Raw genomic sequence first — 24,877 nt, forward strand, 5'->3', positions numbered from 1 at the left:
ACCATTCAGAAATGATAATAGGATTCTTTTATAAGGAAAAATCAGTTCGTCTTATTCACACGCAATGTAGCCTTTCACCGGAGTCATGGTGAAAGTAAATTCATAGTCTCCGTAAGGCAGCATGTATTGGGCTTCCGGCAGGGCACCCCAGCTGTTGACACAACCCAGACCCATCTGTGCCTTGTCAATCAGCAGGTTGGTCAGGTCGGCTTCTTCTACTTCGAAGGAGTGGCTCTGTTTCTTTTCCGTGCCGTCGTCCAAAGAAGCGATGGTGTAGTGGAGGGCAGAAGCGGAGAACGGTGCTTCAGCCACGAACATCAGTCCGTTGCCAGCCATGTTCAACTGTCTCCACCAGCGGATATCGGTCTTGGTACCGGTTTCCTGCGGACGGATGTACGGATAGAACTGGTCGCTTACGTTCTGGTTGTAGATGCCCAGGTCGGTGCAGTGGTTACGGTCGATGTAGTTTTCTATCGGGCCGCGGCCATAGTAGGAAATCTTTTCAAAGGATTTCGGCATGACCATCTGCATACCGAAGCGGAACATCGGCGATACCTTGGCGTTCTTGTCGGCCACCATTTTCTGAGTTACCTTCACGGCACCTTCGTTGTTAATCTGGTAGGTGAGATACAGTTTGGCCGATACCTCTGTGAGGTCGTAAGTGGAATTTACCACTGCCAGTCCGTTTTCTACCTTGTAGTTGAAGTCGGTGAGCTTGATGCCCGGGTTCTTCCAAGCCGCATACTTGTTTTGCAGGCCGGCACCGAAGTCGTTGTCGGTTGGGGCACGCCAGAAGTTCGGTGTCAGGGCTTCCCCTTCTTTGAGCATGCTTACTCCATTTACATCATATTTGTCCAGATATCCGTTGCGTTTGCTGAATTCCATGTAGAATCCGTCGCCTTCCACGGCGATGTAGTCCGGATAGTTCGGGTTGATTTGCGGTTCAACCACCTGCTGGTTGGTAGCTGTTACGTTCTTCAGGTCCATGGCCGGAGCTTTGTACGGATTGAGTACCAGCTGGTCTTTGGCCACCACGGAGCCTGCCGGGAGCAAGCCTTCGCGGTTCTTCTGGATGTATTTCACATTGAGCAGCCATTCGCCGCACTGGCAGATCTTGCCCAAGTCAAGTTTCACGGCAGCAGTCTGCTGCGGAGCCACGTTCAGGTTGTCCACACGTCCGCTACGGATGGCTTTTCCATCTTTCAGCACTTCCCATTCCAGTGCGTAGGCCGACAGGTCGCGGAAGAAATTCTCGTTGTACACCTTGATTTCTCCCTTTGACAGGTCGCCCGGCGTAGTCCAGATGTTCTGGTAGAAGTACTGTACTTCGTAGGCGTGCGGGTTCGGTTTGCGGTCGGGGCTGATGAGGCCGTTGTCGCAGAAGTTCTTGTCGCCGGAATCGTCCATACGGTTGAAGTCGCCGGCATAGGCATAAATCATCTTACCGTTCTTGCCGGTCCAGCGGATAGACTGGTCGACGAAGTCCCAGATGAATCCTCCCTGGTATTTCGGATACTTGCGGACCAGATCCCAGTATTCCTTGAAGCCGCCTTCGGAGTTACCCATGGCATGTGCATATTCACACTGAATCAGCGGTTTCTGGTATTTGTCGTTCTTGCTGTATTCTTCGCACCACTTGTAGTCGGCATACATCGGACAGTAGATATCCGTCTTTCCGTCGATGCGGGCCTGTTCGTACTGTACGGCACGGCTCGGGTCTTCAGCCTTGACCCAGTCGTAAGCGGCTTCGAAGTTCGGACCGTAGCCGGCTTCGTTACCCAGTGACCAGAAGATGATGCTCGGATGGTTGAAGCCACGCTGCACGTTACGCTGGTTGCGCTCCAGATGGGCTTTCTTGTAGCTGGGTTCTTTGGCCAGTGTCTCTTCGCCGTAACCCATTCCGTGGGATTCGATGTTGGCTTCGGCTACGACATAAATACCGTATTTGTCGCAGAGGTCATACCAGAAATTGTCGTCCGGATAGTGGCAGGTTCTCACCGCGTTGATGTTGAGCTGCTTCATAATCTGGATATCCTGAATCATACGGGCCCGTGAAACCACGTATCCGCCGTCGGGGTCCATTTCGTGGCGGTCGGCTCCTTTGAAGAGTACCGGCTGGCCGTTGACCAGAATCTGTGCGTTCTTGAGTTCAATTTTACGGAAACCGACTTTCACCGGTACCACCTCACTGGTCTTGCTGCCGTCTTTCAGGGTTGCACGCAAGGTGTACAGGTAAGGTGTTTCCGCACTCCATTTCTGCGGGTTTTCCACTTGCAGGGTGGCGGCTACCTTGCCGGAACCTTTCACCTCGGTAGAAGCCACGGTCTGGTTCTTTGCATCCAGCAGTTCCAGGCTGACATTGCCGTTTCCTTTCAGGTTCAGGGTGATGGCCAGTGAGCCGTTCTTGTATTCGCTGTCCAGGTCGGGAGTGACGCGGATGTCATCGATGCGTTTCTTGTTGCGGGTATAGAGGTAGCAGTCGCGTGCCACGCCGGTATAGCGGAAGAAGTCCTGGTCTTCCAGATATGTACCGTCACACCAGCGGAACACCTGGAAGGCAATCAGGTTCTTCTGTCCCGGTTTCAGGTACGGGGTCAGGTTGAATTCGGCTTCCAGCTTGCTGTCTTCGCTGTAGCCCGCAAACTTGCCGTTCACCCACAGGTACATGTTGGAGCTGACAGCCCCGAAGTGGGCGATGATGTCTTTGCCGCTCCAGTCGGCCGGCACCATAATCTCCCGACGGTAAGAGCCTACATGATTTTGTTCGGTCGGCACGTGGGGAGGATTGTTCTCAAAACGGCCTCGCCAGGGGTATCCGGTATTCACATAAATAGGATCGCCATATCCCTGCGTTTCCCATACGCCTGGCACCTGCAGGTTGTCCCAGCCTTTGTCGTTGAAGCCAACCTTCCAGAAGTCCGTGGGGCGGGCATCGGCGTTCCGTACCCAGAAGAACTTCCAGGTGCCGTTCAGGCTCATGAAGTTCTTGGAGTCTTCCTTGACTGCCTTGGCGGCCATTTCTGCATTTTCATACGCAAAGAAGTTTGCGTGCATCGGTGCCCGGTTGATGGCATTGACTTCGGGGTCCTGCCATTCTTTGAACGTCTGTGCGCTGGCCGAGAGCACACAAGCACCTAAGATTCCTAACACGAGTTGTTTTTTCATGGATAATTATTATATTTAAAATGATAATGATTTTCTTATTCCACCACCCACGCCGGATTGTGCGGGAGGATTACTCTTGGGTTGTAATACATTTCTTCTTTATCGGGAATTCGAATGAGGTATTCCTTTCCGCTGTGGTTGGGGAGGGAAGTTCCCCGTAGCCAGGGGTTCATGCTTTTCAGCAGGCTGAAGTTGATGCCTTGTCCCTTGGCAAAGCGGGCCAGGTCGTCAATGTCTTCGGTCACTTTGACGGTCCGATAAGGAATAGGAGGATATAAATCGCTGGAACGCAGGTAGAAACCGAATTGTTTCGGGTCGGTCAGCAGCATCTTGGCGGCCAGGATGCGGTACACATAGCGCGAGGTTTCCTCCACCAGGTAAAGGTCGAGGGCATTGTCAGTATATTGTCTGTCTTGTTGCTGGCTGATTCTTCCCTGTCCGGCGTTGTAGGAAGCGGCCACAGTTTCCCAGTTGCCAAACTTGCGGTAAGCCTGTTTCAGGTATTTGCAGGCAGCCACGGTGGATTTTTCCACGTTGTAGCGTTCGTCCACGTGGTGGTTCACTTCCAGGTCGAAATCGCGGGCGGTGCCGCTCATGAACTGCCACAGTCCGGCGGCTCCGGCTCCCGAACGGGCCAGCGGATTGACGTTGCTTTCGATGACCATCAGGTATTTGAAGTCGTCGGGAACCCCTTGTTCCTTCAGGATGGGTTCAATGATAGGGAAATAGCGGTTGGCCCGCTTGATGATTTGCAGCGAAGTGCTGTGCATGTAAGTGAACGCCATCAGTTCCCGGTCCATACGTTCGCGCCGGTCATAGCGCGTCAGGTCGATGTCGATGCCGCAGAAATTAATGCTTTTGGGAACTTCAATGCAGCTGTAAGTAGGGGACGAGGCTGTTTCTGTCTGTGCAGTGCAGGAGGTGGAAAAACCGGGTAACAAAAAACCGGTTACAAATAGAGCGGTTGTAAGTGATAAAGTGTATAAGCGTTTTGTCAATTTCATATTCAAGGCTTTCTTGTAACTGTCGGTCTTTTGTGAATCTGTGGCAAAAATAAGGACTTATTTATGTAAGTCAGGGGTATAATTTAGGCAAAAGTCAAGTAAAAATCGTTCAAAACTGGTTTGAGTCTACTTAATTCCCCGTTTGGCTATGCATATGTTGTGCTATTTTGAGCCTTTAGGGCACAAAAAATCAACAGCTCTTTGTTTAAAAATCGCTCTAAAATACGAAATAAACTTTTGGGAAACGCTACCTTTTTAATTTATTTCACAAAATTGCAGTTCTCTGAAAGTTCATTCTTCCATGCTGAAACTTTTCAGGATGGTCTCTGGAATTTTGTCATTTTCCTGGCGGTATACAATGGAAATATAGAAGCCGCAGCTTCCGTCTTTGGCCAGCAGGTAGCAATAGACGCATTTTTCTTCTTCGCAATTCCCTTTGAGCTGCACGCCGTGAAACTGTGGCAGCTCAAAAGGTTGCACTTCGCTTTGTGAGGTCACTTCATCGTCTGTGGCGATGGCTTTCAGTTCTTGTCCCAATTCTTCTTTTTTCATGCCTTCTCCTTCCAGCAGCTGAATGGTGAGGTAGTAGGTGTCGTTCCCGGCCAGATAGCCTTCGGAAGAATCATCTTCCACGGTGAGGTCGGACGGAGCCTTGAAGGATACTCCATACGAATCCCATCGGGTGGTTTTCAACTGTTGTGCGACTGCCGGAACGGCTACGGTAAAGAATGCAATCAGGATAAAGAATAACTGTTTCATGCTTTTCGTTCTGTTACTACCTTTCGTGCGTAAACTTCTTCTTCCTTATTAACCAGTACACATACGGAACCTCCTCCATAGGAAGAAGTCATGGCAGACAGTGGTGTTTCATCTTTTAGCATGGCATCCACACCGGCTGATCTCAACAAGCCCTTTATCAATTCAGCTTCCCAGAGGTCTCCTCTGAAAACTTCAATCAATGAATCGTAATCTTTTGCTTCCATAGTCTTTTGTTTTAAGGGTTAATAATTAGAAGTTCGTTTCTCTCATATATTCTATGTCAAAGATAACAAACTTTCGGAAATAAACATGCTTTCGGGCATATATTTCTTTGGCAGTGACGATTATTTCCTTCTGATTGTTTTGAATATCTGCCTGAAATTGTATTTTTGCGATAAACTGTAATCTGAAAATGGCGAAAATGAATCTGAATGAAATATTTCAATCCGTTCGGGCTGCATCCCGTAAACTGGCAATGTGGGATGTGGAAACGGTGAATGCACTTTTGTGTGCGGTGGCCGACAAGATAGAGGAGCAAACAGACAGCCTCCTGGAGGCCAATCGGGAGGACTTGCTGCGGATGGAAGTTTCCAATCCGAAGTATGACCGTCTGAAGCTGACGAAGGAACGGTTGTCGGGGATTGCGGCCGACATGCGTCAGGTGGCTGCACTTCCTTCCCCGCTGGGGCGTGTCCTGGAGAGTTATACGGTGCCGAGCGGGCTGCGGCTGAAAAAGGTGAGTGTGCCTTTCGGCATAATCGGGGTGATTTATGAAGCCCGTCCGAATGTGAGTTTCGATGTGTTTGCGCTGTGCCTGAAAACTGGGAACGCTGCTATCCTGAAAGGAGGGAGTGATGCGGATGCTTCCAACCGGGCTATCGTGCAGCTCATCCAGGAAGTGCTGGAGGAGTTCGGGGCAGACCCGCACGTGGTGGAGCTGCTTCCTTCGAGCCGGGAGGCTACGGCGGCATTGTTGCATGCCGAAGGATGGGTGGACTTGATTATCCCCCGTGGAAGCAGTAACCTGATTCGGTATGTGCGTGAGGAAGCTACCGTGCCGGTCATTGAAACGGGGGCTGGCATCTGTCATACGTATTTTGACAAGGCGGGCGACCTGGATAAGGGGGCGGCTATTGTCCACAATGCCAAGACGCGCCGGGTAAGTGTCTGCAATGCCCTCGACTGTCTGCTTGTACATCGGGCACGGCTGGGTGATTTGCCGGACCTGTGCGCACCGTTGCAGGAAAGCCGGGTGATACTGTATGCCGATGAGCCGGCTTATGAGGCTTTGTCGGGACGGTATCCGGTGGAACTGCTTCGTCCTGCCACACCGGAGAGTTACGGAACGGAGTTCCTGGATTACAAGATGGCCATCAAGACGGTGGAGGATATTGCGGAAGCTGTATCGCATATTTATGCATACGGCTCCGGACACAGTGAATGTATCGTAACGGAAGATAAAGAAGCGGCCGACTTCTTTACGCGGGCAGTGGATGCAGCCTGTGTGTATGTCAATGCGCCAACTTCCTTTACCGATGGAGCTCAGTTTGGTTTGGGGGCCGAAATCGGAATCAGTACCCAGAAACTGCATGCCCGTGGCCCGATGGGATTACGGGAGATGACTACCTATAAATGGATTGTGGAAGGCGATGGGCAGATTCGAAAAAAATGAATAAAAGAGAGGTGATATTGTATTTTTATAGTATATTTGCGAGGAAAAATAAATTTATATACACTTTTACGTATGAAGACTTATACCAATGTATTCGATTTGGGCGACTTGAAGACCGCCTTGGATGAAGCGTTCGAGATTAAGAAAGACCGTTATAAATACGAAGCGTTGGGCAAGCATAAAACTTGTCTGCTGATATTCTTTAATAATAGTTTGCGTACGCGACTGAGCACGCAGAAGGCAGCCCGCAACCTGGGAATGGATGTCATTGTATTGGATGTGAATCAGGGTGCCTGGAAGCTGGAAACCGAGCGTGGCGTGGTGATGGATGGCGACAAGAGTGAGCATCTGCTGGAGGCTATTCCGGTAATGGCTTCTTATTGCGATATTATCGGCGTACGTTCGTTTGCCCGTTTCGAAAGTCGGGAGGACGACTATACCGAGAAGATTCTGAACCAGTTTATCCAGTATTCCGGCAAGCCGGTATTTTCCATGGAAGCGGCTACGGGACATCCCTTGCAGGCTTTTGCCGATTTGATAACGATTGAGGAGTACAAGCGGACCGAACGTCCGAAGGTAGTCCTGACATGGGCACCACATCCGCGGGCTCTTCCACAGGCCGTTCCGAACTCTTTTGCGGACTTTATGAACGAGGCCGACGTGGATTTCGTAATTACCCATCCGCACGGTTATGAACTCGACCCGAAGTTCGTGCGTGGTGCGAAAGTGGAATACGACCAGAAGAAGGCTTTTGAAGGAGCGGAATTCATCTATGCGAAGAACTGGGCTTGTCCGGGGGTAACTTGTCCGGAAGATTACGGAAAGATTCTGAGTAAGGATATGAGCTGGACGGTAGATACGGAGCACATGTCGTGGACCAACAATGCATTCTTCATGCACTGTCTTCCGGTACGCCGTAATATGATTGTATCAGATGACGTGATTGAAGCTCCGACTTCACTGGTCATTCCGGAAGCTGCCAACCGGGAGATTTCGGCTACGGTAGTGTTGAAGCGTATGCTCCAGAGTTTGTAATAATCAGCACTAAAATAAATGCCGTGACGGGCGGAGGGATATTCCCTCTTGTCGGTCACGGCATTCTTTTATCTTATCTGTTTTATCGGTGTGAATTGCTTGGGGTCTGTCTTATTGCTCGATATCTTTTCCCAGTTCTTTCCAGCTTTCGAAACCCTTGTCAAGATTGTACACCTTGAAACCTTTCTTGACCAGCAGCTTGGCGGCATTCCGGCTGCGGCGGCCACTCTTGCAATAGACGGCTACCGGCTGTTCCGGGTTCAGCAGTTCATCGGCATTGGCCGAGAATTTCTCATCCAGCACGTTGATATTGATGCTGCCCGGAATGTGACCTTCACTGTATTCAGCCACGGTCCGTACGTCTACCAGCTGCACTTGGTCGTCGCTGATGAAGCGTTCAAACTCGTCGGCGGACAGATTCTTGAAATCGTCGTTTGACTTTCCTTTGCATGCCACCATGGCTACGGCAAACATGCATATAAAGAACATGAAATAAATCGTCTTAATCATAAAGTAGAGTATTAGTAAGTAAATTCGTAGCTTACAAAGCCTTTTTCGTACGTGTTGATGCGGAGAATCACCTGGTCGCCTTGTGCAAGCCGTCCTTCGTAAGCCCATAAGGGTATGGAAAGATAGCTCTTGCGGGTGAACGCCTCATAATCACCGTTCTGGTTGTGATAGAGTGTCAGGTGAAGTGTCCGGCTGCCGTCCTCATTGTCGGTGATTCCGTCTTCAATGAAATGGAAGATATGGCTTTTTTCTTTGGCCATAGGCAGCAGAATCAGGTTGAGGTAGTTCCCGGATCTCCATACGCTCTGAACGTTCAGCGGATCGGTTTTGGCGATGCCGTCTGGCAGTTTGTTGGCTGTCACCGGCTTCACGGCAATAATCAGCTGGCAGGAATACAGCAGGGCTGTTGCATTTCCTTGTGTGTCTGTTTCCTTGGGCTCATAGATGGATACTGTCCGGTAAGTCGAATCGGGTGTCAGTCCGTCCAGCCCTTCCCGGTTGAGAATCTGCAACGTCTCTCCCTTGTCGGTGATAAGGTCCTGAAGGGTTCCGCTCGCATCGGTCGTTACATCGATAAAAGTGCTTATCACGTTGGGGTAGACGTACTCATCCTCCTTGCATGCTCCCAGAAAGAGCAGGCAGAAGAATGTGCTTAAAAGAAGGGGAACCCGTTTCATGCTTCGATGGCTTTCAGGTAGTTGATAGCCGGGTTGGCATACATTTGCAGGATACACCGACGGAGGAAATCTTCGTCTTTGTTGGGCAGCTGAATCAGGCTCAGTTTCTGTTGCAGGTAGGCTTCGAAACGTTGCTTCTCTTCCGGTGTATATTTGCCGGCGGAGGTATCGGTGCCGTTCAGCAAATCACAGGCCACGTAGTTTCCCGGATATATCCGGTAGCTGCGATGGATGTGACGGTCAATCAGTGTGGCCAGACGGTTGAAGATTTCCGTCTTAGGCAGTCCCCTCAGCGTTTCCAGTTCCTCGTTCAGACACGGAGCCGTCTGGAAATGCACGCGTCCCTTGTAGCCGAAAATACCTGTCTGCATGTTGGTCAGGTCGTCTGCCTGGCTTTTCTTGAAGTTTTCCGAATCCCGTTTTTGCTGCATCTCCTTTGCCTTCAGGAAGTCACACGGGTCATACTCGTACGACAGGGCCACAGGCACGAGATTCAGTTCCTTCAGCCGGTCTACGATGTCGCCTTCTCCTCCCATGGCCAGCATTTTCAACACACTTTCCTGGGTACGGTCGTTGGAGTCCTTGGCCCTTCCTTCACGCTGGGCAATCCACACGTTTTCCTTTTTCTGAGTCACGGCAAAATGGATATAGCGTGACATGCGGGCCGACGATTCCAGCATCTGTCGCATGCTCAGGGCACGCTGCACGATGAAGGCCTTGTTCACCCGGACCAGCTTCTTTATCCAAGGGTAAATCAGCAGGTTGTCGCCGATGGCGATTTCCACGGTATTGGGAAAACCATTGTCCAGCAGGCCGACGGATAGAAATCCCGGGTCGAGTACGATATCCCGGTGGTTGGAGATAAACGTATAACTCTTTTGTTTGTCGGGAAGGGAAGAGGTATCCAGGTCGAAGCCGTCACTATGTTGTTGCATGATGTCGTGGAGCAGCTTGTGAAAGAACGTTTTCTGGACGTCCAGGTTGGTCTTGCAGTGACGTAGCTGTGCTGCAAGCATCTCCATGGGGATACCCGGCATGACAGACTGAATGACAGTCTGAAAGTCCTTATCGGCCAGCAGTTCCTCACAGATTTGCGGAAGCTCTTCGGGGGTGTACGGACGAATGTCGTCGAATTCAGCAGGTATGTTCATGATATAGAATGGCTTGTTCTCTTCAAAGATACAAAATTAATTGAAATGGTCTTCAATAATGTTGGTCATTACATCTTTTATATCCAGTCCGGCGGCACGTACCTGTTGCGGAATGAAGCTGGTAGCCGTCATTCCCGGAGTGGTATTGATTTCGAGCATGTTGATTTTCTCGCCTTCCGTGATGATGTAATCCACGCGGACGATGCCCTTGCAGCCCAGAATGTCGTAGATGGCGGAAGTGAGCTGCTGTACACGGCTGGTCAGTTCCGGGCTGAGGCGTGCCGGTGTGATTTCCGTCACTTCTCCTTTGTATTTGGCGTTGTAGTCAAAGAATTCGTTCTTGCTGACCACTTCGGTAATCGGGAAGACTACGGAGTCCTTTTTCGTCTTGTAGCATCCGTTGGCCAGTTCGATACCGTCCATAAAGGCCTCAATCATCACGTCGTCCGATTCCTTGAAGGCTTCTTGCAAGGCCGGTTGGATTTGTTCCTTGGTTTTCACCTTGGTTACGCCGAAACTGGAACCGCTGGCGTTGGGTTTGATGAAGCAAGGCAGTCCGATTTTGCTGATGACTTCCTCGTCGCTGATGCCATGGCGTTTGTTCACCAGCATGGACTCAGCTACCCGTACGCCGAAACCTTTCAGATACTGGTTTAGGGTGAACTTGCTGAAAGTCATGGCCGATACCAGTACGTCGCAGGTAGAGTAAGGGATGCCGATCAGTTCGAAATACCCCTGCAGGATACCGTTTTCTCCCGGAGTTCCGTGGATGGTGATATAGGCAAAGTCGGGGATGATTTTCTTTTCGTGGTCCATAAAGCTGAAGTCGTTCTTGTCCACTTTGGCGCGGCTTCCGTCGGAAAGGATGGCTTCCCAGTGTGCTTTGGTCAGTTCCACAATATAAAGGGTATATTTTTCCTGGTCGATAAAAGAGTAGATACCCTCTGCACTTTTCATGGAGACTTCGTGTTCGGAAGAGTCTCCTCCTGCTACAATCGCAATTGTACGTTTCATAATTATTCTCTGTTACTGATATACGTTCTCCATCGTTCCAGCAGACAGGTCATGTCTTCGGGCAGTTCGGAAGTGAAAAACATTTCCTCTCCCGTGCGGGGATGTACAAACCCCAGTGTCTTGGCATGCAAGGCCTGACGGGGACAGATTTCGAAACAGTTGTTTACAAATTGTTTGTATTTGCTGAAATGAGTTCCTTTCAAGATTTCATGGCCGCCGTAGCGTTCGTCATTGAACAAGGTGTGGCCGATGTATTTCATGTGTACGCGAATCTGGTGGGTGCGTCCGGTCTCAAGCACACATTTCACCAGCGTGACGTAGCCCAGCCGTTCCAGCACCTGATAGTGAGTGACAGCATGTTTCCCCTGAGTCGGGTCGGCCATGACGGCCATCTGCATCCGGTCGCGCGGGTTTCGTCCGATGTTGCCCACGATGGTGCCTTCATCCTGTTCCACGATGCCCCACACCAAAGCATTGTATTCACGCTTGGTGGTCTTGTGGTAGAACTGTAATCCCAGGTTGGTTTTTGCGTCCGGTGTCTTGGCCACCACGAGCAAGCCCGACGTATCCTTGTCGATGCGGTGCACCAGTCCCACTTGCGGGTCGTTCGGATTATAGGTCGGCACGTCGCGCAGATGCCAGGCGATGGCATTGACCAACGTTCCGTGATAATTTCCGCAGCCCGGATGTACTACCAGTCCCGCCGGTTTGTTGATGACCATCAGGTCGTCATCCTCATACACGATGTCCAAAGGAATATCCTCCGGGATGATGTCGTTCTCGTAACGCGGACGGTCCATCATCACGGTCAGCACATCCAGCGGCTTTACCTTGTAGCTGCTCTTCACCGGTTTTCCGTTGGCCATGACAAAGCCATTGTCGGCCGCCGTCTGGATACGGTTGCGCGACGCATTGACGATGCGTTCGAATAAGTATTTGTCGATGCGGACAGGAGCCTGTCCCTTGTCTACCACTGTACGGAAATGTTCGTACAGTTCCGGTTCTCCTCCAATCGGTTCAATATCGTCTGGCGTTTCGCCGTCCAGCTCGTAATCAATCAAATCTTCTGCCATCTTTACTTTAGGAGGTTAGAACCAGGAGTCATCCACTTCAGCTTCGCTGTTTTCAGGTACTCCTTCACTTATCATTATTTGGGTAGAATCCATGGCCAGCGAATCGCGGATAGCCGTGTTGCCCACGCATAAGGTCAGCATGGCCTCGTGGGGAACCTTGTCCCCGCTCATCAGACTTCTGCCACGATATTTGATGCCGTAAATCCAGTCTTGTTCCCCTGAAACATATTCCGGTTCCGTCAAACGGAATCCCATGGCTTTCAGTTTGGCCTCTGCCTGTCGCAGGGAACTGTTGTCAACCAAATCGGGCAGCTTCACCAGCGGCACCTTCGAAGTGGTAACGGTCAGGTAGATGGTACGCCCTTCTTTTACGCGTGCCCCTTCTGCCGGATTCTGGTCCAGTACCATACCGTCGGGCAGTCCTTTCACATAGCTGGAGTCTACTACCAGTCCTTCCAGCTTTTGGTTATGCAGCGCCAGCTGGGCTTCCCCCAGCGACTTGTTTTTGACATTGGGCACCACGTAGGCTTCTCCGTGGTGTGTATAGTGGTCGAGCCAGAGCAGTGTGCCCCAGCATGCACCGATAACAACCACAATCATGGCTATCAGGTTCAGCCAGAAAAAACGGTTCTGTTTGAATGAAAAGAATTCTTTCAGGGTTATCATGTTACGTCAAAGTCTATAATTGGGACAAAGATATAACATTTTGTTGGAATACGGGGGAGTAATCGGTGAAACCTATGTCTTTTTAACATGAAAACAGACACTTGCCACAGAAAGGGTACGGGTGAGGGGCGTGAAAGGTGTGGAGAGAAAATGCATGAGGGAGGAGGACTTTTTCTTAATGCCTTTTAAAGCAGACGGGGAACTTCTTAATCTATGTTATAAAACATGCGTAAACGTGCACAATACTTGCATAATTCCAGAAAGTCCGTACCTTTGCATCGTGTTTTTCATAGTATTAGATTTAAGGTTAACAAAGGTTGGAGTTCAGCGGAACTCCTTTTTTTATGCCTTTATCTGAACGACAGGAAAAACGACAGCTTGTATAGACTCTTATTAAGATACAGAAGAATGGCCGAACTTTCACCCGAAACGCTACAGTTTATCCGTGCACATCGTACAGAGGATGTGCGTACCTTGGCCTTGCAGGCCCGTAAATATCCGCAGGTAGATATGGCGGCGGCTGTGGTGCAGATTGCCGGCTGGCAGATTGCCGAGAAGAAAGTGCCCCTTTGGGCGCAGACCGAGGGTATCCGGTATCCGGCCCACCTGTCTATGGAACAGTGTTCTTCGGAAATCACGGCTCGCTACAAGGCTTCGTGGCTGAAAGGCGATACGATGGCCGATTTGACGGGCGGACTGGGGGTAGACTGTTCTTTCCTGGCACGAAACTTCCAAAGAGTGGACTATGTGGAGCGGCAGGAAGTGCTTTGTGAACTGGCCCGCCATAATTTCCCGTTGCTCGGTTTGCCGCAGGTCACGGTGCATGAGGCGGATGGAGTGGATTATCTGCGACAGATGGAACCGGTGGACTGCCTGTTTCTGGACCCGGCCCGTCGCAACAGTCAGGGAGGAAAAACTGTGGCCATTGCCGACTGTGAACCGGATGTGCAGAAACTGGAACCGTTGTTGGTAGAGAAAGGACGCACGGTGGTGGTGAAACTTTCGCCCATGCTCGACATTTTTTCTTCGCTGCGGGAGTTGAAATACATCCGTCAGATTCACGTAGTGGCTGTGAATAACGAGTGCAAAGAGTTGCTCGTAGTACTCCAAAAACCGGAAAAATCGGCTTCAGAAGCCTCAGGAGAGGTGTGGATAAGTTGTGAACAGGCTGTTAATAACTTTTTGACGGAACCGTTTGTCTTCACTTATGCACAGGAGAAAGAAGCCCGTTGTCCGCTGGCGGAAGAAGTGGGGAATTACCTTTATGAACCGGGGGCAGCCTTGTTGAAAGCAGGACCTTACCGCTTGTTGGGAGCGCGTTTCGGTCTCCAGAAACTGCATGTGAACAGTCATTTGTATACGTCGGAGGCGTTGGTCGACTTTCCGGGACGTCGTTTCCGGGTGCTGGAAGTGTCGGGGTTTGGGAAGAAAGAACTGAAACAGTTGCTGCAAGGAGTGGACAAGGCCAACCTGACGGTGCGTAATTTCCCGGCGTCGGTGGCGGAACTCCGGAAAAAATGGAAATTGAAGGAAGGAGGCGATGTGTATCTGTTTGCCACCACTTTGGAAGGCGACCGGCACGTGGTCATCAAATGTGTCAAGGCATAGGCCTCTACTCGGAAATTGTCAAAAAATCATACAGCGGGTGTCTAATTTTTAGACACCCGCTTTTTTTAGGCATTTCATTCTTTGTTGATAATCAGCTGTTTAAAAGATTGGCACGGACTTTGTATAGGATTTAGTGGAAAATAAAACTCCAAAATGAAAATATGAATCCTATAAAACGATAAAATTATGATTAAGATTGAAAACCTGACAAAAACGTTCCGTACCACGGAAGTAGAGACACTGGCACTGAATAAAGTAAGTTTGGAGGTAAGAGACAAAGAGTTTGTAGCTATCATGGGACCTTCCGGATGCGGAAAGTCTACTTTATTGAATATTATGGGGCTGCTGGACAATCCGACTTCGGGAAGCTATTTCCTCGACGGAAAGGAAGTGGGCAGTCTGAAAGAAAAAGACCGTACCAACGTGCGCAAGGGAAACATCGGTTTCGTGTTCCAGAGCTTCAACCTGATTGACGAGTTGAACGTGTTTGAGAACATCGAACTTCCGCTGACGTACCTGAAGGTGCCTTCTGAAGAACGGAAACGCCGGGTGAATGAAATCATGCAGCGGATGAACATCAGCCACCGTGCAAAGCACTATCCGCAACAGCTCTCCGGTGGTCAGCAACAGCGTGTGGCCATTGCCCGTGCCGTGGTTTCCGGACCGAAGATTATCCTGGCCGACGAGCCGACCGGTAACCTGGACTCCAAGAACGGACAGGAAGTGATGGAACTGCTGACCGAACTGAATAAGGAAGGAACCACCATTGTGATGGTGACACACAGCCAGCGTGACGCAGGTTTTGCCGGACGTGTCATCAACCTGTTCGATGGCCAGATTGTGGCTTCTATTGCGGAAATGTAAAAACGGTGCCTTATGAAACGTGCATTGAAAGGACTGTTTCGAAAAGGAGAGGCCAATGTGGTCAAGATTGTCTGCCTGAGTGTGGGGCTGGCCATCGGCCTGGTCATGCTGGCGGAGGTCATTTTCGAACGGTCGTACGATAACTTCCTGCCGGGGTTGAAAGAAACCTACCGGGTGGAAGAACGCTACAAACAGAAAGGAACCGACTGGAGGGAGCACGCGCAGACTCCCGGTGCCATCGGACCGGGGTTACAGCGCTATTGCCCGGCGGTGGAAGTGGCCACCCGTTTCACGGGGATTGGGTCGATGACGCTGACGACGGAAGACCATAAAGAACTGGATGGACAGGCTTATTTCTGCGACAGTACCTTCTTCCGGGTCTTCCCGCGGAAACTGCTGATGGGCGAGGAGCCTTATACGGGGTTGGAAAAGGCCAACAATGCGTATATCTCTTCCAAACTGCTGGAGGTGGCAGGCGAACAGATTATCGGGAAAACATTGTCGTGGAAACAATATCCCGAGTTCCATGTGACCGTGGTCGGGGTGTTTGAGGCTTTTCCCGAGAATACCCATCTGCCACAGATGGATGTGCTCATTGCCCTGCCGACCATCGGGCAGGTGGCTTACGATGGAACGAACAACTGGCTGGGAAATGACCGCTACAAGACCTATGTCCGCTTGCGGAAAGGGAGCACTCCGGATGACTTGAAGGAAGGTATGGACCGCATGCTGGAAGCGAATCATGTGACGGAAGAACTGTCTCAGTCGGGGACGAATCTTGAATTTTCTCTTCGCCCCGTAGCCGAAATATTCACCTCGTCCGATTACAACCGCATCATGAACATCGTGTTTCTGAGTTTTGCGATTATCATGTTGCTGGTGGCTGTACTGAACTATATTCTGCTGGTGGTTTCGTCCATGGTGAGCCGTGCCAAGGCCATTGCCACTTACCGTTGCTACGGGGCCGGGAGCGGCGACATTTACCGGATGATTCTTTCCGAGTCGTTGCTGCACGGACTGATCAGTCTGGCTCTGGCCGTATTGATTATTTTCGGCTTGCAGGATTTCCTGCAAGAACAGGTCGGACACAGTCTGGAGTCGCTTTTCCCCTTGTCTACCGTATGGGTTTGTCTGGCAGTGACGGCCGGAGTGATTCTGCTTTGCGGAGTGATGCCGGGGTATCTCTATACCCGTATACCGGTGACCTACGCTTATCGCCGCTACACGGAAAACAAGCGGAGGTGGAAACTGGGACTGCTGTGCTTGCAGTTCGCGTTGACCACATTCTTTGTCTGCCTGCTGACGGTCATCGGCTTGGAGTATAACACCTTGATGAATTTCAATCCCGGATTTGAATACCGGAACACCTTGTATGCCGACCTGTCGGGCAGCAAGATGGTGGAGCGGGAACGCTGTGTGCAGGAACTGAAGAAACTGCCGGAGGTAAAGGCAGTTACCTGGGGCTACCAGCTCCTGTCGGAGCGTTGCAGTGGAAACAATGTGTACAATCCGGAAACAGGAGAAGAATACATGAACATTGCCGACCTGTATTATGTGGGTCCCGATTATCACAAGGCTTTCCAGATTCCGGTCATCGAAGGAAATTTGTTTACCCCTACGCTGACAGATTCCTTGTCGCAGCAGGTGATGGTGAGCCGTCAGTTCGTGGAACGCATGAAAACACTGGCCGGATGGACAGGCTCTCCCATTGGGAAGTCGGTATATATTACCGAACATACCGAACGTGGAACGGTAGCCATTGTTTGCGGGGTGTACGAAGAAATCCATTTGGGCTCTCAGGTTTTGGAAGAGCATGACGAGCGTCCTACGGTGATGTTCTATCGAAATAGACCTTCGGGTTATTTATATGTAGCGTTGAACCGGATGTCGCCCGAGGCCATGAAGCAAGTGCAGCAGGTGGTCGACCGGGCGGTTGCTTCCCAGCAGCTGAAGGTGTACAGCCTGTCGCTGGAGATAGGAAACCTGTACAATGCCGTGTTGCACGTACGCAACAGCGTACTCTTTGCAGGCTTGTGTATTCTGATTATTGCCCTGACAGGACTGGTGGCCTATGTGCGCGACGAAGTGTCACGCCGCCGGGCGGAAATCGCCATCCGCATCATCCACGGGGCTTCGATGGCCGACGTGCAGAAAATCTTCCTGCTCGATTTGCTGAAGATTGCCCTTCCGGCTGTAGTGATTGGGGCCTTGTGTGCCTGGAAAGTCGGCGAACAGCTCTTGCAACTGTTTGCAGTGAAAATCGACCTCACCTGGTACCTGTTTGCCGGATGTATGCTGCTTGTCTGCGTGATTGTCTGGCTGGTGGCCTTCGGACTGGTGTGGAAAGCTGCCCGGGCCAATCCCATGGAGAATTTAAGAACAGAATGATAATATGAAGTAAAAAATAATTGGAGGTAAAGACTTATGAAATTTGGAATGAATATACTTACATTGGCCTATGTCATGGCATGTTTCAGCTGTATGGGAACTGCCCATACCGTTCAACCGAGTAAAAACTATCAGACGGAACGTCGTACCATCGGGAATATACAGGAAGTGTCTACGCTCTCTTCCATCGATGTGGTGTATCACCAGACTTCCGGCCAGCCGTATGCGGAAATTTATGCATCCGACAATGTGATGCCCTACGTGGTGCTGAAGGAATCGAAAGGTGCGCTGAGCGTGTATTATCAGGATGGAACCAGTATCCAGGGAGAGAACCGTTGCCGGGTAGATGTATATGCGCCGTCTGTCAGTCGCTTTACGACGATGGCTTCCGGCGACATCGCCATTCCCAAAGGACTACGTACGGAAGGAAGCATCCGTTTCCAGACGAATGCCAGCGGTGACATTGAATGTCCCACGGTGCAGTGCGGCAGTTTCGAGGCCGATATCAATGCCAGTGGAGACGTGGAAGTGCAGGAAGTCAACTGCAGGAAGTTGCAGGCTCGCATCAATGCCAGCGGCGATATGAAAATCAATAAAGCGGTGTGCCGCGATGCTGCTTTGGCGGTCAATGCGTCCGGCGATTTCATTCTCTCCAATCTGCAGTGCCAGGAAACCTTGGAAGGTACGGTCAACGGCAGTGGCGACATGTTGGTATCGGGCCGTTGCCTGAAGGCCGTGCTTCGTGACAACGCTTCCGGTGATTTGGATGCCGGCAGCCTGAAGGCCGAGGAAGTGGATGCAGCCGTCCATGGTTCCGGCGATTTGTCTTGCCGGGCCTCCCAAAAACTTACGGCACAATCCTATGGCAGTGGCAACTTGGTGTATGCCGGTAACCCTTCGCAGGTGACAAAAGAAGGAAAGCACATTTATAAAAAATAAAATATAGAAAATCTCTTTTAAAGTTAAGTGGGGTGAAAGGTCCGTGAGGTCCTTTCACCTTTTTTTGTGGGGTAGTCCGGACTCTTTAGCAGGAGGCTGTAAGGTTTCCCCGGGCAACCTTGTATCAGGGAGATGAGAATGCAAGGGGGATGAGCTGAGAACCTCTTTCCTTGTTTTAGGTTTTCCGAGGCGGAAACGTAGGTTTTCCTTATGTGAAACGTAGGTTTCCCCCATGAGAAACGTACGTTTTCCACAAGGGAAACATAAAAAACTTCGGGACGGAAGCGGATAGGTGTCGGGAGGTTTTCTCATCTGGAGCGTTTTGCTACATATTTCCTATTTTTTGGAAGGATTGTTCTATTTGAATCGGTGGTAATATCCTATTTTTGTACATCTTAAAAATAATATCGATGAAAAATGTATGGTTATTGCTCGCCCTTTGGGGAGCGTTTGCAGTGCAGCTGCATGCACAATGGAAAATGGTGGATGGAAAAATCCGTACGCAATGGGCCGAACAGGTGACGCCCGAGAATGTGTGGCCGGAATATCCGCGTCCCATTATGGAACGGGAAGACTGGAAAAACCTGAATGGACTGTGGGATTATGCCATTGTAGAGAGAGGCAAACATGTGCCTGCTACATTCGACGGGCAAATTCTGGTGCCTTTTGCCGCAGAGTCTGCCTTGTCGGGAGTGGGCAAGACGGTCGGTGCGGAAAAGGAATTGATTTATCGCCGTTCGTTCGACATTCCTTCTTCGTGGAAAGGCAAAAAGGTGCTCCTGCACTTTGGTGCGGTCGACTGGAAAACGGATGTATGGGTGAACGGAGTAAAAGTGGGGAGTCACACCGGAGGTTTTACTCCTTTTTCTTTCGACATCACGGAAGCCTTGCAGGGAGGAAAGAATACGGTCATGGTGAGAGTATGGGACCCGACCGACCAAGGCTATCAGCCGCGGGGAAAGCAAGTGTCCCGTCCCGAAGGAATCTGGTACACTCCTGTCACCGGAATCTGGCAGACGGTCTGGCTGGAACCTGTCAGTGAATCTTATATTCAAGACCTGCGTATCACACCGGATATCGACCGTTCGCTGCTCTTTGTGCAGGCGGCGGTGAATGAAGCCTCGGCAAAAGGCCAGGTAGAGGTGAAGGTTTTTGACGGACAGGAACTGGTGGCACAGGGAAAGAGCCTCAGTGGCGAGTGTGTACAGATTGAAATGCCCGAGAAGGTCAAGCTGTGGTCGCCGGACAGTCCTTTCCTTTATACGTTGAAGGTGTCCTTGAAACAGGGTGGAAAGGTGAAAGATGAGGTAGCCAGCTATGCCGCCATGCGGAAATATTCTTCCCGGCGTGATGCGAACGGGATTGTGCGGCTGGAACTGAACAACCGACCGTTGTTCCAGTTCGGTCCGCTGGACCAGGGCTGGTGGCCGGACGGACTGTATACCGCTCCTTCGGATGAGGCTTTGCGCTATGACATCCAGAAGACAAAAGATTTCGGTTTCAATATGATTCGTAAGCACATCAAGGTAGAGCCTGCCCGCTGGTACACCTACTGCGACCAGATGGGAATCATCGTATGGCAGGACATGCCCAGCGGCGACCGTAATCCAGAATGGCAGAACCGGAAATATTTTGAAGGCACGGAAATGAAGCGGAGTGCCGAATCGGAAGCCTGCTACCGGAAAGAGTGGAAAGAAATCATGGATGCCTTGTACTCCTATCCGTGTATCGCTACCTGGATTCCTTTCAATGAAGCTTGGGGGCAGTTCAAGACGCCGGAGATTGTGGAATGGACGAAGCAATACGACCCGACCCGCCTGGTCAATCCGGCCAGCGGAGGAAACCACTACACCTGCGGTGACATGCTGGATTTGCACAATTATCCGGCTCCGGAGCTGTACTTGTATGATGCGCAGCGGGCTACGGTGCTGGGAGAGTATGGAGGTATTGGCTGGGTAGTGCCGGGCCATATCTGGGAACCCGACCGCAACTGGGGCTATATCCAGTTCAATTCTTCCAAGGAAGTGACCGACGAATATGTGAAATACGCGGAACAACTGTACAACCTGATTCCGAGAGGCTTCTCGGCTGCCGTGTACACCCAGACCACGGATGTGGAGGTAGAGGTAAACGGACTGATGACCTACGACCGTAAAGTCATCAAAGTGGACGAAAAGCGGGTCAATGCCGTCAACCGTAAGCTCTGCGGGGCGTTGCGTGAAAAATAGAGGCGGTAAATAAAAATATAGTACCTTTGTCATTATGAGGAGGAAACAAGCTGTTTTATATGGTATATTGACCGCATTATTGTTCTTTTGTGGATTGGAAGGGGCGTTCCCGGCTCCTTCCTCCTATTATTTCCGGACATTAGGCATCAACGACGGGCTTTCACAGAGTACCGTGAATGCCATCTTGCAAGACCGCCGCGGCTTCATGTGGCTGGGAACGAAAGACGGGTTGAACCTGTACGACGGACAAGAGTTCCGGGTGTTCCAGAAGGAGAACTCTTCATTGGGCAATAATTTTATTACGGCATTGTGCGAGGACCGCGAGGGATGTATATGGGTCGGTACCGATGCCGGAGTCTATATTTACCAGCCGGTGCGGGAAACGTTCCTGCGCTTGGACGAGGTGACGGCATCGGGGGATGAAAATATTACCCGTTCAGTCACCTGGATTACCCTCGATGCGCACGGAAATGTCTGGATTTCGTCCGACAATCAGGGATTGTTCTGCTACGAGAAACAGAAAAAGCACCTGAAGAGATGCATTGCCTGTGGGGAGCCGGGAACCGCCAACGTGACGCATTTCTGGTTTGAAGGCGGCAAGCTGTGGGTGGGCCGTTATGAAGACAACCTGTACTATTCGGAAGATTATGTCTCTTTTCAGGCATTCCGGGATGCAGATGGAAAAGAAGATTTCAAAGGGATGGTCATCAATTCCTGCACGAAGGGACTGCATAATAATCTGTATGTAGGTTCTTCCAAGGGGTTGATGGAGATAAACCTGACGACTCGTAAGGTCCGGAAACTGCTGGACGAATATGTGCGCAGCATTTGTTTCCGGTCGGATACGGACTTGTGGGTCGGTACGGAACAGGGATTGTTTATCTACGAGGTGACCACCGATAAATATGTACATCTGACCGTGCCGGAGACGGATGAGCGGTATGCACTTTCCGACAATGCCATTTACAGCGTGTGTAAAGACCGTGAAGGAGGCATGTGGGTAGGCTCTTATTTTGGCGGAGTGAATTACTATCCGTATCCGTACACGTATTTTGAGAAATACTATCCGCGGGAGAACCTGCGCCACATGGGACGACGGGTACGGGAGTTTTGTGCGGGGGATGATGGCACTTTGTGGATAGGTACGGAAGACAAGGGCTTGTTTCATTTCAATCCTTCCAAGGGGGAGATTGTTCCTTTTTCTCATCCGGAACTGGGACATAACATACATGGCTTGTGCCTGGATGGGAACACCTTATGGGTGGGAACCTTTGCCAACGGACTGAACCGTATAGATTTGCGTACAAAGTCGCTGACGCATTACAGCAGGGGAAGTGCTCCCACTACGTTGAACTCCGACAATGTCTTCTCGATATGCAAGGCCAGTACAGGGGATATCTGGATTGGAACGACCTCTGGCCTGCTCCGCTATAACCGTGCGACCGATGATTTCCTGCGGATTGAGGAGCTGGAGAACGTGTTTGTGTACGACATTCTGGAAGACAGTCAGGGCAGATTATGGATGGCCACCTATTCCGACGGGGTTTTTTGCTATGATTTGCCCCGCAAGCACTGGAAACAGTATCAATGGGTGCCGGGAGATACCGCTTCCTTGCCTTATAACAAGGTCATCAGTATCTTTGAGGACAGCCATAAGCGGCTGTGGTTCATGACGCAGGGGGCCGGCTTTTGCCGTTTCTGTCCGGAGACGGACAACTTTGTCCGTTATGACATGTCGCAAGGTTTCCCCAGCAACATCGTGTATAGGATGGTGGAAGACAACGACGGAAAGTTGTGGCTGAGCACAAACAAGGGGTTGGTGGCTTTCCAGCCCGAAACGGGTAGCAAGCATGTCTATACAACGGCCAACGGGCTGCTGAGCAACCAGTTTAATTACCAGTCTGGATTGAAGGGCCGCGACGGTGCCATCTACATGGGAAGCGTAGACGGGTTTATCGTCTTTCATCCGTCCGAATTTGGAGAAAACAAACAGGTCTCTCCGGTGGTGCTGACCGACTTTTTCTTGTGGAACAAGCGTCTGCCGGTAGGTGAAAAGTCGTCTCCTCTTGCCAAGAGCATTACGTATTCGGACGTGATTGACCTGAATGCCGGGCAGAATTCGTTTTCGTTGAGGGCATCGGTATTGAGTTATCAGGCTCCCTTGTCGAACGTGGTGAGGTATAAGTTGGAGGGCTTCGACAAGGAATGGTACACCTTGGAAGGGGGAAACTCAAAAATAAGTTACTCGAATTTGCCTTATGGCACTTATACCCTGCGGGTGAAAGGTGCCAACAGCGACGGTGTGTGGAATCCTCAGGAGCGTATCTTGAAGATACAGGTACATCCTCCTTTCTATCTGTCGTGGGTGGCCTATGTCATTTACGGGGTATTGCTCGTCGGGTGGGTGCTGCTGACTGTCTATTATTTTTACCGGCGGAACCAGCGCAAGCATGTGCGGGCGATGGAAATCTTGAAGTATGAGAAAGAGCGTGAGCTGTATACGGCAAAGATTGATTTCTTCACCAATGTGGCTCATGAGATACGTACTCCCTTGACCCTGATAAAAAGCCCTTTGGAAAATGTGTTGTCTTCCTCACACCTGGATGAAAGTGTGAAGGATGATTTGGAGATTATGGACCTGAACACCAACCGTCTGCTGGATTTGGTCAACCAGTTGCTTGATTTCCGCAAGACGGAGACAAATGGTTTCAAGCTGAACTTCATGGATTATGACCTGTCGGGCTTGTTGCAGAAGATGTATAAACGCTTTACACCCTTGGCGCGCGGGAAGAACCTGAAGTTTCTTCTTGACATGTCGGCAGACCTGCATGCTTCGGTCGATAAAGAAGGGTTTACGAAGATTGTCAGCAACCTGTTTACCAATGCCATCAAATACGGTGCCACTTATATTCAGGTGAAACTGCAGGTGGAGGAAGGCCAGGACTGGTTACGGTTGTCGGTGGAAAATGATGGCCCGGTGGTTCCCCTGAATGAGCGGGAAGAGATTTTTAAGCCCTTCAAGCAATATCGGGAGGGCAATGCACAGGTGCAAGGCACGGGAATCGGGCTGGCACTGGCCCGTTCCCTGGCCGAATTGCATGGTGGAAAATTGTGGATGGATAAGGAGCTGGACTGCAACCGGTTCGTGCTTCAGCTTCCTTTACGGCATGCGCAGGCCTTGAGTCTGCCTGAGGCGGAAGGGGAAGAGGAAAAGATGCCTGTACCTGCATCGGAAGAAATGCGACCGCCTGCACAACCCGACACTTTCTGCTATACTTTACTGGTGGTGGAAGACAATGCCGAGATGCGCAGGTTTTTGCAGAAGCAGCTCTCGGATACCTATAAAGTGCTGACGGCTGCCAACGGGGTGGAGGCTTTGAAGGTACTGAAGGAGGCCATCGTGAATCTGGTACTTTCGGATGTGATGATGCCGGAGATGGATGGAATGGAATTGTGCAATGTCATCAAGTCCGATTTGGATTACAGTCACATTCCGGTGGTACTCTTGACGGCCAAGACTACCCTGCAATCGAAGATTGAAGGCATGCAGATGGGAGCGGATGCCTACGTGGACAAACCTTTTTCCATGGAATTTCTCCGGGCCTGTATTCAGAACTTGCTGAAGAATCGCGAACAGCTGCAGGCAGCTTTCATGCATGCGCCTTTTGTACAGACAAACAGCATGGCCATCACCAAAGCCGACGAGGAATTCCTGAAAAAAATGAATGAGGTGGTGCAGGCCAATATGCAGAATCCGGAATTCAGTTTGCTGGACATGGCCGACCAGCTTTGCATGAGCCGTTCCAGTCTGAACCGCAAGATAAAAGGCATCCTGAATGTCACGCCGAATGATTACATCCGCATTGAGCGTTTGAAGAAAGCGGCCCGGCTTTTGAAGGAAGGCAACTGTAAGATTAACGAGGTGTGCTACATGGTTGGCTTTAATACTCCTTCTTATTTTGCCAAATGTTTCCAGAAGCAGTTTGGTATGCTGCCCAAAGAGTTCCTGAGTGAAAAATAAGGTGGTAGGGCAGGAATTCGGGCATTTTGATTGAATTGTGCTATGAACTGGCTGTATCGTGGGATAGTTTTTGGAGGAAGGAGCTTACCTTTGTGTGGAATCA

At 50.6% G+C, this 24,877-nt stretch carries 18 protein-coding genes; 8 read left to right on the top strand and 10 right to left on the bottom strand.

Features of this window, described 5'->3' with window-relative positions; translation table 11 throughout:
- Nucleotides 1-51: 51 nt before the first annotated feature.
- The 4 genes from OIM59_RS18275 to OIM59_RS18290 form a co-directional block, all read right to left on the bottom strand.
- Nucleotides 52-3,165: a glycoside hydrolase family 2 TIM barrel-domain containing protein gene (locus tag OIM59_RS18275; RefSeq protein ID WP_303898061.1), complete on the bottom strand. Its 3,114-nt coding sequence runs from the start codon at nucleotides 3,163-3,165 to the stop codon at nucleotides 52-54.
- 35 nt (nucleotides 3,166-3,200) lie between these two features.
- A complete protein-coding gene (locus OIM59_RS18280) occupies nucleotides 3,201-4,169 on the bottom strand; it encodes a lytic transglycosylase domain-containing protein (protein WP_299170641.1) in 969 nt (322 codons plus the stop codon).
- Between the two features lie 291 nt (nucleotides 4,170-4,460).
- Complete coding sequence (locus OIM59_RS18285) at nucleotides 4,461-4,928, bottom strand: hypothetical protein (RefSeq protein WP_072541518.1); 468 nt, start codon at nucleotides 4,926-4,928, stop codon at nucleotides 4,461-4,463.
- A complete protein-coding gene (locus OIM59_RS18290) occupies nucleotides 4,925-5,152 on the bottom strand; it encodes a DUF2007-related protein (protein WP_299170638.1) in 228 nt (75 codons plus the stop codon). The genes OIM59_RS18285 and OIM59_RS18290 overlap by 4 nt, the downstream gene beginning before the upstream one ends.
- A gap of 197 nt (nucleotides 5,153-5,349) precedes the next feature.
- On the opposite strand from OIM59_RS18290, the gene OIM59_RS18295 reads away from it, so the two are divergent.
- Both OIM59_RS18295 and OIM59_RS18300 read left to right on the top strand, forming a co-directional pair.
- Complete coding sequence (locus OIM59_RS18295; protein ID WP_303898315.1) at nucleotides 5,350-6,600, top strand: glutamate-5-semialdehyde dehydrogenase; 1,251 nt, start codon at nucleotides 5,350-5,352, stop codon at nucleotides 6,598-6,600.
- Between the two features lie 72 nt (nucleotides 6,601-6,672).
- Complete coding sequence (locus OIM59_RS18300; protein ID WP_303898062.1) at nucleotides 6,673-7,635, top strand: acetylornithine carbamoyltransferase; 963 nt, start codon at nucleotides 6,673-6,675, stop codon at nucleotides 7,633-7,635.
- A 111-nt stretch (nucleotides 7,636-7,746) separates the two neighbouring features.
- On the opposite strand, the gene OIM59_RS18305 is transcribed toward OIM59_RS18300, so the two are convergent.
- From OIM59_RS18305 to OIM59_RS18330, 6 genes are read right to left on the bottom strand one after another with little or no spacing between them, the layout of a single operon-like run.
- Nucleotides 7,747-8,145 (bottom strand): rhodanese-like domain-containing protein, encoded by a 399-nt coding sequence (locus tag OIM59_RS18305; protein ID WP_072541520.1) that lies wholly within the window; start codon nucleotides 8,143-8,145, stop codon nucleotides 7,747-7,749.
- A gap of 11 nt (nucleotides 8,146-8,156) precedes the next feature.
- A complete protein-coding gene (locus tag OIM59_RS18310; RefSeq protein ID WP_299170633.1) occupies nucleotides 8,157-8,822 on the bottom strand; it encodes a NigD-like protein in 666 nt (221 codons plus the stop codon).
- The gene (locus tag OIM59_RS18315) at nucleotides 8,819-9,973 is read right to left on the bottom strand and encodes a 1-acyl-sn-glycerol-3-phosphate acyltransferase (RefSeq protein ID WP_303898063.1); all 1,155 of its coding nucleotides are present in this window, start codon (nucleotides 9,971-9,973) and stop codon (nucleotides 8,819-8,821) included. Before OIM59_RS18315 ends, OIM59_RS18310 begins: the two co-directional genes overlap by 4 nt.
- 36 nt (nucleotides 9,974-10,009) lie before the next feature.
- The gene (locus tag OIM59_RS18320; protein ID WP_299170629.1) at nucleotides 10,010-10,987 is read right to left on the bottom strand and encodes a D-alanine--D-alanine ligase; all 978 of its coding nucleotides are present in this window, start codon (nucleotides 10,985-10,987) and stop codon (nucleotides 10,010-10,012) included.
- Nucleotides 10,988-10,989: 2 nt separating this feature from the next.
- Nucleotides 10,990-12,060 carry an RluA family pseudouridine synthase gene (locus OIM59_RS18325; protein ID WP_072541524.1) on the bottom strand — a complete coding sequence of 357 codons (1,071 nt, stop codon included), beginning with the start codon at nucleotides 12,058-12,060 and terminating at the stop codon, nucleotides 10,990-10,992.
- A 15-nt stretch (nucleotides 12,061-12,075) separates the two neighbouring features.
- Nucleotides 12,076-12,726 carry a PASTA domain-containing protein gene (locus OIM59_RS18330; RefSeq protein ID WP_072541525.1) on the bottom strand — a complete coding sequence of 217 codons (651 nt, stop codon included), beginning with the start codon at nucleotides 12,724-12,726 and terminating at the stop codon, nucleotides 12,076-12,078.
- A gap of 408 nt (nucleotides 12,727-13,134) precedes the next feature.
- On the opposite strand from OIM59_RS18330, the gene OIM59_RS18335 reads away from it, so the two are divergent.
- The 6 genes from OIM59_RS18335 (at nucleotide 13,135) to OIM59_RS18360 (ending at nucleotide 24,774) form a co-directional block, all read left to right on the top strand.
- Nucleotides 13,135-14,334 carry an SAM-dependent methyltransferase gene (locus OIM59_RS18335; RefSeq protein ID WP_303898064.1) on the top strand — a complete coding sequence of 400 codons (1,200 nt, stop codon included), beginning with the start codon at nucleotides 13,135-13,137 and terminating at the stop codon, nucleotides 14,332-14,334.
- 186 nt (nucleotides 14,335-14,520) lie between these two features.
- On the top strand, nucleotides 14,521-15,198 hold the full coding sequence (locus OIM59_RS18340; protein ID WP_022352824.1) for an ABC transporter ATP-binding protein: 678 nt from the start codon (nucleotides 14,521-14,523) through the stop codon (nucleotides 15,196-15,198).
- A 12-nt stretch (nucleotides 15,199-15,210) separates the two neighbouring features.
- Nucleotides 15,211-17,586 (top strand): ABC transporter permease, encoded by a 2,376-nt coding sequence (locus OIM59_RS18345; protein WP_303898066.1) that lies wholly within the window; start codon nucleotides 15,211-15,213, stop codon nucleotides 17,584-17,586.
- A 48-nt stretch (nucleotides 17,587-17,634) separates the two neighbouring features.
- Nucleotides 17,635-18,525 carry a GIN domain-containing protein gene (locus OIM59_RS18350; RefSeq protein ID WP_299170621.1) on the top strand — a complete coding sequence of 297 codons (891 nt, stop codon included), beginning with the start codon at nucleotides 17,635-17,637 and terminating at the stop codon, nucleotides 18,523-18,525.
- A 410-nt stretch (nucleotides 18,526-18,935) separates the two neighbouring features.
- Nucleotides 18,936-20,753: a glycoside hydrolase family 2 protein gene (locus OIM59_RS18355; protein ID WP_299170619.1), complete on the top strand. Its 1,818-nt coding sequence runs from the start codon at nucleotides 18,936-18,938 to the stop codon at nucleotides 20,751-20,753.
- 34 nt (nucleotides 20,754-20,787) lie between these two features.
- Nucleotides 20,788-24,774, top strand: a complete 3,987-nt coding sequence (locus OIM59_RS18360; RefSeq protein ID WP_303898067.1) for a two-component regulator propeller domain-containing protein — start codon at nucleotides 20,788-20,790, stop codon at nucleotides 24,772-24,774.
- Nucleotides 24,775-24,877 lie beyond the last annotated feature (103 nt).

It is taken from the genome of Bacteroides mediterraneensis (assembly GCF_025993685.1).
Lineage (GTDB): Bacteria > Bacteroidota > Bacteroidia > Bacteroidales > Bacteroidaceae > Phocaeicola > Phocaeicola mediterraneensis_A.